Annotated in this window: 10 protein-coding genes; 6 read left to right on the top strand and 4 right to left on the bottom strand. The window is 61.1% G+C overall.

Translation table 11 applies throughout. The features are described from left to right. Nucleotides 1–8: 8 nt before the first annotated feature. Together ACWYRN_RS03355 and ACWYRN_RS03350 are read left to right on the top strand one after the other, a co-directional pair. Complete coding sequence (locus ACWYRN_RS03355) at nucleotides 9–1400, top strand: hypothetical protein (protein WP_488691121.1); 1392 nt, start codon at nucleotides 9–11, stop codon at nucleotides 1398–1400. Between the two features lies 1 nt (nucleotide 1401). Next, nucleotides 1402–2133, top strand: coding sequence for a hypothetical protein (locus ACWYRN_RS03350; RefSeq protein ID WP_488691120.1), 732 nt, complete (start codon nucleotides 1402–1404; stop codon nucleotides 2131–2133). 18 nt (nucleotides 2134–2151) lie between these two features. Here ACWYRN_RS03350 and ACWYRN_RS03345 read toward each other — a convergent pair whose 3' ends face one another. The 4 genes from ACWYRN_RS03345 to ACWYRN_RS03330 form a co-directional block, all read right to left on the bottom strand. Further along, complete coding sequence (locus ACWYRN_RS03345; RefSeq protein WP_488691119.1) at nucleotides 2152–2934, bottom strand: LytR/AlgR family response regulator transcription factor; 783 nt, start codon at nucleotides 2932–2934, stop codon at nucleotides 2152–2154. After that, nucleotides 2931–3821, bottom strand: coding sequence for a sensor histidine kinase (locus ACWYRN_RS03340; RefSeq protein ID WP_488691118.1), 891 nt, complete (start codon nucleotides 3819–3821; stop codon nucleotides 2931–2933). The genes ACWYRN_RS03345 and ACWYRN_RS03340 overlap by 4 nt, the downstream gene beginning before the upstream one ends. Nucleotides 3822–3823: 2 nt before the next feature. Further along, entirely contained in the window at nucleotides 3824–4075 is a 252-nt protein-coding gene (locus ACWYRN_RS03335; protein ID WP_229437913.1) for a hypothetical protein, read from the bottom strand. Between the two features lie 96 nt (nucleotides 4076–4171). Next, a complete protein-coding gene (locus tag ACWYRN_RS03330; protein WP_488691117.1) occupies nucleotides 4172–4759 on the bottom strand; it encodes a GNAT family N-acetyltransferase in 588 nt (195 codons plus the stop codon). A gap of 331 nt (nucleotides 4760–5090) precedes the next feature. Here ACWYRN_RS03330 and aptA point away from each other — a divergent pair, with 331 nt between their 5' ends. From aptA to preA, 4 genes are all read left to right on the top strand, one after another. Then, the gene (aptA, locus tag ACWYRN_RS03325; protein ID WP_488691116.1) at nucleotides 5091–6407 is read left to right on the top strand and encodes an omega-aminotransferase AptA; all 1317 of its coding nucleotides are present in this window, start codon (nucleotides 5091–5093) and stop codon (nucleotides 6405–6407) included. Nucleotides 6408–6419: 12 nt separating this feature from the next. After that, nucleotides 6420–7934: a CoA-acylating methylmalonate-semialdehyde dehydrogenase gene (locus ACWYRN_RS03320; RefSeq protein WP_488691115.1), complete on the top strand. Its 1515-nt coding sequence runs from the start codon at nucleotides 6420–6422 to the stop codon at nucleotides 7932–7934. A gap of 275 nt (nucleotides 7935–8209) precedes the next feature. Beyond that, nucleotides 8210–9580 carry an NAD(P)-dependent oxidoreductase gene (locus tag ACWYRN_RS03315; RefSeq protein ID WP_488691114.1) on the top strand — a complete coding sequence of 457 codons (1371 nt, stop codon included), beginning with the start codon at nucleotides 8210–8212 and terminating at the stop codon, nucleotides 9578–9580. Next, nucleotides 9568–10932 (top strand): NAD-dependent dihydropyrimidine dehydrogenase subunit PreA, encoded by a 1365-nt coding sequence (gene preA, locus ACWYRN_RS03310; RefSeq protein ID WP_488691113.1) that lies wholly within the window; start codon nucleotides 9568–9570, stop codon nucleotides 10930–10932. The genes ACWYRN_RS03315 and preA overlap by 13 nt, the downstream gene beginning before the upstream one ends. The last annotated feature ends 40 nt before the right edge of the window (nucleotides 10933–10972 follow it).

Genomic DNA, 10972 nt, shown 5'->3' with positions numbered 1-10972 from the left:
ATAGATCCATGGTTTCTTCAAACGTAAGGGCAGGCAAGCCAAGTACACAAGACGTTTGTATCGATCTGCCAGGGGAAACCGTGCAGTGTTGGCGATCAAGCGACAAAATCCGTGTTGTGCTGCGTAAGCACCGCGACGTCATTTTTGACATTGCTTTGCAGTCTGGCGCTCTCTACACAGTTGAGTCGAAAGGAGAATTCTACAATCCTCTCCTTAAAAAGCTGGGTAGAACAGCTGATTTCATGGACGGTGAGCAGTTCCATCTGTGGATAGGACGCGAATTTAAAGAGAAACTCATTTTGAAGATGAATGGCCGGGTAATCGGTAGCTACGAGGTTAGCCAACTGGATGGCACAAGCTATGGGAAGGACCCGAGGTCAAAGCCGGAACCTCTTATGATCGTCATGGGGAAAAAAGAACAATCTACGCCCTGGATATGCACGCCTGAGGACAATTTTGGTGTTCGCGCTGCTCAGTCAGCCATTATGGCTCCCGAAGAACCAAAACTTTCGATCTTGAAGGGACTTGGGACTAAATTCGAGTACAGTTATTTGCAACAATTACCAGAGATGCAAGAGTATGTGGCAGTTACAGAGGCATCCTCCGATGAGATTCAACCACATGTTCTAGCGAAATTGGAAAGTGGTCATACCGTTGACGGAGTTGCAAACGAAATATTTCTACCGCCTAAAAACAAAGAGCCATCGTTACTTTACACTGCATTGATCAAAACGGCTCAGCATATATCTGGGAATCAATTTCTAACAAATAACGGATTTAAGGAAACGGCTGGTTATTTTGTTGAGCATTTTTCGAAGCTGAATCGTGTTGCAATGAAAGTTCATATCGAGCCGAAAGCAAAAGGGAAATATAACGTCGCTTTAAAAGGTTATCTGCTGACTGACACTTACGGAAAAATAACTGGTTCAATCAAGAAGCCGAGGCATTTTAATAATCCGCTTGGTAGCAAAGAGACGGCATTCCTTGATGGCGGATTCGGACGAACAGGGAAGGCTGGATTTGGAGGATTTAAACGCATCATCATGACCTGTGCAGAAAATTTCAAAGGTGGAGTGAAAATCCAGGCTATTGGAACGATTATCGATTTGATTGTCGATGTCAATGCGGTATATCTAGATGAAAAAGGAAGTAAAGATTTATCCGAGTTTCTGGGGCGTGCGGGTGTGTCGCTTGCTAAGGCTGGCGCAACAGCCGCACTCGGTAGCGCATTTGCTGCACTTGGAACGGCAGGGTTGGGATTATTGCTGGGTACAGGCGCCGCGCCAGTTTTTGCAGTTGTTGCTGTTATCGTAGCGGGCTACATTATCGCAGCTATGGTGGTTGATGCGATTGATGAAAAGCTGAATATCAAGGGTAATGTAGCCGAGTGGGCTCGATGAAATGACAAAACTATCTTCTTACTCTATCCTAATATGCCTTGGTTTGTTAATAGTTGGAAATCTTGCTGGTTGGGCTATTGCTGAGATGTTTGTGGGTGAGGCTGCCAGCCGAGATTTTTTGGAATTCGGAACTGTCGCAGCCGCCATCATTTTTTTGATGCAGGTGTTGGTGTTTGGTTTCTGTAAAAAAGGTGTATCAGGCGAATTTATATTTAGAGGGGTGAGTGGGTTTTCTTTGATATGGTTTTTGCTGAGTCTAGTGTTGCCATTGGTTTGGGTGAAAGACTTTGGCTTTCAAGTAAAATTCACATTGATCGGCCTATCCCTATTGTTATTTGCTTTTAATTTTGAAAAGGGCAGGCGTCACTTTAATAAGCAATGGGAGCGACAAGCACCTTCCATCGAAAAAACGCTAAAGAAAAATAGTCCGGCTTTGGAATGGGAGGAGGTTGGGAAGATCCTGGCTCTCTCGGTTTCGATGCATATCCCGGGTGTGCCTAAAATGCTGGAGCCAGTGTTATCTGTACTACTTGCGGTGTCGATGATTGCTGGTTTGAACTTGAGAAAAATATTCCCGATATTTAGTATGTTTGCTTGGGGTATTCCCTGTGTCGTTGCTTCTTCCATGTTGGTGCAGATGATTGCATTCAACTTTCTGCAAGGTGCTAAAATCCGTAAGTTAGAGAAGGAGAGGGGGATTAAATTTCGATCATCGCTAAAATCGCATGGCTGATATTTCTACCCAAAGGGATCACATCTGCTGAAACAAATGCGAATGATTCCTGCTGACCTCCAGCTCATTCGGATAATTCCTTACCCTCAGCATTTGCCGCCCGCGCATATCTCGCGATACCTCGGCAATCGCATCCACGCGCACCAGCGTCGAACGGTGAATCCGCCAGAACTCATCCGGATCCAGTTCATCCGCCAGTTCCTTCAGCGTCTTGCGGATCAACAGCTCGGCCGTCGCCGTTTGCACCCGCGTGTACTTTTCGTCCGACTGGAAAAACAAAATCTCGCGCGTGCTGATCATGCGCAGGTTGCTGCCCACCTGTGCCTGTATCCAGCGCAGGTAGCTGCGCCTCGGCGCCGATCCCTGCTGCTGCAGCAAACTGCCCAGCTGCGCCAGCTGCGCCAGCTGCGCCCCGATATCCTGCGGCGCCTGGGATAAGCGCCTGCGGAGCCGCTCGCAGGTCGTCACCAGCCGCTCGGCTGTCACCGGCTTCAGCAAATAATCGATCGCCCCCTGCTCGAACGCGTCCACCGCATACTGGTCATACGCCGTGACGAACACGATATGGCAGCGGTCGTACAACTGGCGTGCCGCTTCGATGCCGCCCATGCCCGGCATGCGGATATCGAGAAACACGATCTGCGGCTTGAAGCGCGTGGCCATCTCCACCGCCTCCACGCCATTCGACGCCATGGCCACAATCTGCAAATCGGGCCAGACCTCAAGCAGGCGGGCACGCAGCTGTTCGCGCATCGGCTCTTCATCGTCCGCAATCAACGCGGTGGTCCCGGTCGCCATCATGCGTCCTCCATCATCTTGTAAGGTATGCGCACCGAGGCGCAGGCGCCGCCGCTCATCGGCGCTTCGATCACCAGCTCGGCCTGGGCGCCATACAACAGTTGCAGGCGTTCGCGGATATTCGCCAGGCCCACGCCTTCGTCCGCATGCAAATCGATGCCGACGCCGTCGTCGCATACGTCCACCACCAGCGTCGCGCCTTCGACCCGCGCACGCACGAGGATGGTGCCGCCGGCGATCTTCGGTTCCAACCCATGCTTGATGGCGTTCTCGATGAGCGTCTGCAGCATCATCGGCGGGAAAGGCGCGCTGCCGAGGAAATCGGGCACTTCGAAGCGCACCGCCAGGCGTTCCTTCATGCGCGCCTGCATGATGGCGAGATAGGCTTTCGACAGTTCCAGCTGCTTGCCGAGCGTGGCGCCGCCCGAGGAACGCATTTGCGGCAGGGCCGAGCGCAGGTAGGCGATCAGGTGCGCATGCACCTTGGCCGCTTCTGGCGGGTCGGTTTCGATCAGGCGGCCGATCAGGGCCAGGGTATTGAACAGGAAGTGCGGCTCGACCTGGGCCTGGAGGGCGGCCATCTGCGCTTCGGTCAGGCGCCGTTCAAGTGTCGCGACATCGGCTTTCAGGGTGGCGTCGCGCGCGACGAGTTCGGCGCGGCGCTTGCCGCCGGCCAGTACCTTGACGCCGAAGGAGATGAACACGTACCAGAAGGCCGGCTCGGGCGTGTTCACCATGATGAAGAACACGACCGCGAGGAACCAGGTGAGATACAGCCGGCGCCACTCGACGACGGCAAGCCAGTCGAAAAATGCCCACCAGAGCTTGCTCGCTTCCCTGATGGCTTCACGCATGAAGTCGAGCGTCCGGTTGATCTGGCTTGCCTGCACGTTCAGTCCTCGATTGGTGTGGTCTTGTCGTTGTTAATCGCCAGCACGGCGTACTTGATGGCCAGGAAGATCGCAAACAGCATCAAGGCCAGCGGGATGACGGTGATCGCGCACGCCACCAGCACGGCTGCCAGCAGCAGGGCCGGCCAGGGCAGGGCCGAGAAGGTGCGCAGGCCGCCGCGCAGGGTGCGCAGGCAGGCTTCGGCGGCGTCTTCGAGTTCGGCGGCAAGGCTACGGAAGGTGGTGGTTTTCATGCGACTGCTCCTTTCAAAAGAAGTTCGGATGGGTGCACTGTATAACCACGGCCGCGTCCGCGCGATGCCCGGCCGACGAATGGCTGAATTCATGGCTTAACCGGTAGCGTGGGCCGATGAATGGGTGGCCGCACGCTCGTCCCAGTAACGCCTGAGCAGCCCATAGAACGCCGTGTCCGCCTTTTCGCCGTGGACGATCCAGCGCTCCGGCATATAGCCTTCCTGCCGGAAGCCGAGCTTTTCCAGCAGCCGCGCCGAGGCGTCGTTGCGCGGGTCGATGTCGGCTTCGATGCGGTTGATGTCGAGCGCATGGAAGGCGTGGTCGAGCAGGGCTTCCAGCGCTTCGCCAGCGTAGCCCTGGCCCCAGTGCGCGCGTCCCAGGGCATAGCCGAGTTCGCAGCGCCGGTTCTGCTCGAAGTGGCCACGCAGGTTGCAGATGCCGATCAGCCGGTTGGTGCCGGCCAGCGCGATCGCGTAGCGGTACAGGCCGCCGTCCAGGTAGGATTGGTGCGCGTCCGCGATCATGGCCTCGGCCTGAGCGATGTCGGTCCAGGCGCCGCTCGACCAGTAGCGCACCACGTCGGCGTCGGCGAACACGCGCAGCAGGTCCGGGGCGTCGCTGCGCTCGAACGGACGCAGGACCAGACGGGCAGTGCGCAGGATGGGTGGCAGGGACGCTGACATGAGCTCTCCAAAGCTAAATGGTTTGCGCTAGATCAAACACCTTGGCATTCTGTTACGAACACATAGTCAAGTGCACTAGCATTGTCCAGTTCCCGTGGCTGACTTCGCATATACGCAATTTCATATGACGGGTTCCCAGGCTGCGTTTATATTAATGGATCGGTTGACTCTTTTGCATGTTTGCAACGCGGCATGCATGGAGTTGCCGGGTCTGGCGCCGCCGGCTTTACTTTCCGGGCGCGGTCGCGCACATTGCTATGACGCCTCATCGTTTTGCATCATTGTTTTGACTGACGGTCCGCCATAGGGCTGCAAACAAGGGAGAGCCTGCATGAACGAAGCCAGACCCGAATCGATGTCCGCATTCTGGATGCCATTCACGAACAACCGCGACTTCAAGTCCGACCCGCGCCTCCTGGTATCGGCCGAAGGCATGTACTACAAGGACGTCGACGGCAACCAGATCCTCGACGGCACCGCCGGTCTCTGGTGCGTCCCCTGCGGCCACGCCCAGCCGAGGATCGTCAGCGCCGTGCGCGAGATGATCGGCCAGCTCGACTTCGCGCCCACCTTCCAGATGGGCCACCCGGCCGCCTTCGACCTGGCCGAAAAGCTGATGGACTACACCGGCCACAAGTTCGGCCACGTGTTTTATACGAACTCCGGTTCCGAGGCGGTCGACACCGCCCTGAAGATCGCGCTGGCTTACCACAAGGCGCGCGGCGAGGGCGGGCGTACCCGGCTGATCGGGCGCGAGCGCGGCTATCACGGCGTCGGCTTCGGTGGCCTGTCGGTGGGCGGCATCGGTCCGAACCGGAAAAGCTTCGGGCCGCTGCTGCCGGGCGTCGATCACCTGCCGCACACGCACAACCTGCTGAAGAATGCCTTTTCGCGCGGCGAGCCGGACTTCGGCGCCGAGCTGGCCGACGAACTCGAACGCCTGGTCACCCTGCACGATGCGTCCACGATTGCCGCCGTCATCATCGAGCCGGTCTCGGGTTCGACTGGGGTGCTGGTGCCGCCCAAGGGCTACCTGAAGAAGCTGCGTCAGATCTGCGACAAGCACGGCATCCTGCTGATTTTCGATGAAGTGATCACCGGCTTCGGACGCCTGACCACGCCGTTCGCCGCCGACTATTTCGACGTCGAGCCGGACATGATGACCACGGCCAAGGGCCTGACGAATGGCGTGATCCCGATGGGCGCCGTGTTCAGCAAAAAGCACATCCACGATGCCTTCATGGATGCGCCGGCCGGCATCGAGCTGTTCCACGGCTATACCTATTCGGGCCACCCGGTGGCCTGCGCCGCTTCGCTGGCCACGCTCGAAGTCTTCAAGGAACAGCAGATCCTCGAACACGCACGGGGCATCCAGCCTTACTGGGAAGACGCGGTGCATTCCTTGAAGGGCCTGCCGCATGTGATCGATCTGCGCACCATCGGCCTGATCGCCGGCATCGAGCTCGAACCGATCCCGGGCAAGCCCGGCGCGCGCGCCTTCCAGGCGCTCAAGAAGGCCTTTGCCGACGGCATCCTGATCCGCACGACGGGCGATATCATCGCGCTGTCGCCGCCCCTCATTCTCGAGAAACAGCACATCGACGATTTGTTCGGCAAGCTGGCCAACGTACTGAAAAACCTGGACTAGAAGAGACAAACCATGAATCACCTCGATCGTACGGTCAACGTCATCGGCCACTTCATCGGCGGCCACGTGGTCGACAGCGCCGGCGAGCGCTATGCCGACGTGTTCAATCCGGCGCTGGGCGAACCCTGCGCGCGCGTGACCCTGGGCGGCGTGGACGAAGTCAATGCCGCCGTGTTCGCAGCCTCCGCCGCCTTCCCGGCCTGGTCGGCCACGCCGCCGCTGGCCCGTTCGCGCATCCTGTTCAAGTATCTGCAGCTGTGCCAGCAGCACACCGACGAATTCGCGGCCATGATCACGCGCGAGCATGGCAAGACCTTCAGCGACGCCCAGGGTGAAGTTGCGCGCGGCATCGAGGTCGTCGAATTCGCCTGCGGCATTCCGCAACTGCTGAAAGGCGAATTCACCGACCAGATCGCACGCGGCATCGACGCCTGGTCGATGCGCCAGCCGCTCGGCGTGGTGGCCGGCATCACGCCGTTCAACTTCCCGGTGATGGTGCCGATGTGGATGTTCCCGGTGGCGCTCGCGTGCGGGAATACCTTCGTACTGAAGCCGTCCGAACGCGACCCGTCGCCGTCGCTGCTGCATGCGCGCCTGTTGAAGGAAGCCGGCCTGCCGGACGGCGTGTTCAACGTGGTGCAGGGCGATAAAACGGCGGTCGATGCGCTGCTCGACAACCCGGAAGTGCAGGCGATCAGCTTTGTCGGCTCGACGCCGATTGCCGAGTACATCTACGCGCGCGGCAGCGCCAACGGCAAGCGGGTGCAGGCCCTGGGCGGCGCCAAGAACCACATGGTGGTCATGCCCGACGCCGACATGGACATGGCGGTCGATGCGCTGATCGGCGCGGCCTACGGTTCGGCCGGCGAGCGCTGCATGGCGATCTCGGTGGCGGTGGCAATTGGCGACGCCGGCGACAAGCTGGTAGCCGCGCTGGCCGAGCGTACATCGTCGTTGAAAATCGGTGAGGGCATGAGCGCTGGCATGGAGATGGGGCCGGTGGTCACGCAGGCGGCGCGCCAGCGCATCGAGCGCCTGATCGGTGAGGGCGTGGAGCAGGGCGCCACGCTGGTGGTCGATGGCCGCGGCCACAAGGTTGAGGGCTTTGAAAACGGCTTCTTTGTCGGCGGCACGCTGTTCGACCACGTGCAGCCTTCGATGAGCATCTACCAGGAAGAGATCTTCGGGCCGGTGCTGTGCGTGGTGCGTTTGCCTGACGTGGGCAGCGCGGTGGAGCTGATCAACGCCAACGAGTACGGCAACGGTGTGGCCGTGTTCACGCGCGACGGCGGCGTGGCGCGCGAATTCGTGCGCCAGATCCAGGTGGGCATGGTGGGCGTGAACGTGCCGCTGCCGGTGCCGATGGCCTTCAACAGCTTCGGTGGCTGGAAGCGCAGCATGTTCGGCGACCACCATGCGTACGGGCCGGAAGGCGTGCGCTTCTACACGCGGCACAAGGCGGTGATGCAGCGCTGGCCGAATACCGCCAGCGCTGGCGTCGAGTTCGCGTTCCCGCAGATGAAATAACCGACGTTACCGAAGCATCTAATCGCGCAAGTCGTAGGGTGGGCCGGGCCACGAATGGCACTCGTGCCCACGCGGTACCCCGTTTGATGGTCGATCATGGCGAGCTCGCCATGATCGACGTGCAGACAATCGTTCCGGGATCAACCGTGCGGAGTGCAGGAGTACGACCGCGTGGGCACAGGTGCCCACCCTACGAAAAGCAACATCGCCACTGGCACTACCCGCACCAGCAGTTCGAACACCAGCATTTCACCTTACAACAAGAAGGGATGCACATGATCGAGACTCTCCAGCACCTGCTGCCGGCAGCCGATTCGCACACGGCACTGGCCGCCCAGTTCACCGACCTGGCGCCTCCGCTCACCGCGCGCCAGGCCGCCATCGAAGCCGCGCGCTGCCTGTACTGCTACGACGCACCCTGCACCCGGGCTTGCCCGACCGGCATCGACGTGGCCAGCTTCATCCGCAACATCCACGACCAGAATGTCACCGGCGCCGCCGTCGGCATCCTGAAGCAGAACATCTTTGGCGGCAGCTGCGCCCGCGTCTGTCCCACCGAAATCCTGTGCGAAGACGCCTGCGTGCGCAACCACTACGCCGAGCGCGAGCCGGTGAAAATCGGCCTGCTGCAGCGCCACGCCATCGATAACGCCGGCTTCACCGCCCACCCCTTCGCCCGCGCGCCCAGCACCGGCAAGACCGTCGCCGTGGTTGGCGCCGGCCCCGCCGGCCTGTCCTGCGCCCACCGTCTGGCCATGCTCGGCCACGACGTGGTGGTGTTCGAAGCCCGCCCCAAGGCCGGCGGCCTGAACGAATATGGCATCGCCAAGTACAAGCTGCCCGGCGAATTCGCCCAGCAGGAAGTCGACTTCCTGCTCTCGGTCGGCGGCATCGACATCCAGTACGGCCAGGCCCTCGGCGAGAACCTGCAGCTGCGCGACCTGCACACCCGCTTCGACGCCGTCTTCCTGGGCCTGGGCCTGAGCGCCAGCCGCAGCCTCGGCCTCACCGGCGAAGACGCCCCCGGCCTGATGGCAGCCACAGACTACATCGCCGCGCTGCGCCAGGCCGACGATTTGTCGCGCCTGCCGGTGCCGCGCCGCGCCATCGTGGTCGGCGCCGGCAACACGGCCATCGACATGGCGGTGCAGATCAAGCGCCTCGGCGCCGATGAAGTCACCCTGGTCTACCGCCGCGGTTACGAGGCGATGAGCGCCACCGGCCATGAAATCGAGATCGCCAAGCTGAACGGCGTACGCATCCGCACCTGGGCCGCGCCCCTGGAAGTCCTGCTCGACGACGCCGGCCGCGTGGCCGGCATGCGCTTCGAGGAAACCCGCATCGACAATGGCCGCCTGGCGCGCACCGGCGCCTTCATCGACATCGCCGCCGACGCCGTGTTCAAGGCCATCGGCCAGGCCATCGAAGCGCCGCCCGCACTTGATCAGTTTGCGCAAACGCTGTGGCGCGAGGGCGAGCGCATCGAGGTCGATGCCGCCCTGCGCACCGGCGTGCCCGGCATCTACGCTGGTGGCGACTGCGTGGCGCTCGGCCAGGACCTCACGGTGCAGGCAGTCCAGCACGGCAAGCTGGCCGCGCTGGCCATCCACAACGATTTCCAAGCGGGGGCAGCATGGCCGACCTGAGCATCGATTTCTGCGGCATCCAATCGCCGAATCCGTTCTGGCTGGCCTCGGCGCCGCCCACCGACAAGGCCTATAACGTGGTGCGTGCCTTCGAGGCGGGGTGGGGCGGGGTGGTGTGGAAGACGCTAGGCGAAGATCCGCCGGCCGTGAACGTCTCGTCGCGTTACTCGGCCCACTACGGCAAGAATCGCGAAGTCATCGGCTTCAACAACATCGAGCTGATCACCGACCGCAGCCTGGAAATCAACCTGCGCGAAATCACGGCGGTGAAAAAAGCCTGGCCCGACCGCGCGATGATCGTGTCGCTGATGCTGCCCTGCGAGGAGGCGCCCTGGGCCGCGATCCTGCCGCTGGTGGAAGCCACTGGCGCCGACGGCATCGAACTGAACTTCGGCTGCCCGCACGGCATGCCCGAACGCGGCATGGGCGCGGCCGTCGGCCAGGTGCCGGAATACGTGCAGATGGTCACAAGCTGGTGCAAGAAGCACACGCGCCTGCCCGTGATCGTCAAGCTGACGCCGAACATTACCGACGTGCGCGCCCCGGCCCGCGCCGCGCTGGCCGGCGGGGCGGATGCCGTCTCGCTGATCAACACCGTCAACTCCATCACCCACCTCGACCTGGACCGCATGGTGGCCTACCCGATCGTCGGCGGCGCCAGCACCCACGGCGGCTATTGCGGCTCGGCGGTCAAGCCGATCGCCCTGAACATGGTGGCCGAGATTGCGCGCGACCCGGCCACCAGCCGGCTACCGATTTCCGGCATCGGCGGCATCGGCAACTGGCGCGACGCGGCCGAGTTCATTGCCCTCGGTGCCGGCTGCGTGCAGGTATGCACGGCGGCCATGCTGCATGGCTTTCGCATCGTCGACGAGATGAAGGACGGCCTGTCGCGCTGGATGGACACGCAGGGCTACGCCAACATCGCGGCGTTCTCGCGCAAGGCGGTGCCGAATACCACGGACTGGAAATACCTGGACATGAATTACCAGGTGATCGCCGACATCGACCAGGACAAGTGCATCAAGTGCGGCAAGTGCTTCGTCGCCTGCGAAGACACCTCGCACCAGGCCATCGCCCAGCTGGTGGCGGAGAACGGCGCGCGCCGTTATGAGGTAATCCGCTCCGAATGCGTGGGCTGCAACCTGTGCGAGATCACCTGTCCAGTCGAGGCCTGCATCACCATGGTGCCGCAGCCGGCCACGCAGCCCTACATGAACTGGACCCAGGACCCGCGCAACCCGCGTGCGGAGAACCTGGCGCCGTCGTGTGCGGTGCCGGCTGCTGCGGTGCCCGCGAGCACGGCGGCCGCGACAGATGGAAGCGCCGCGCTGGCCGAGTTGCCAGCCTGACCGGGGCGCGGGCTGCCGCCGGCCCGTGCCCGTAAACATT

This window comes from Massilia sp. BAP21 (genome assembly GCF_057801335.1).
The sequence above is the reverse complement of the archived record's forward strand: the minus strand, read 5'-3'. Positions and strand labels throughout refer to the sequence as shown.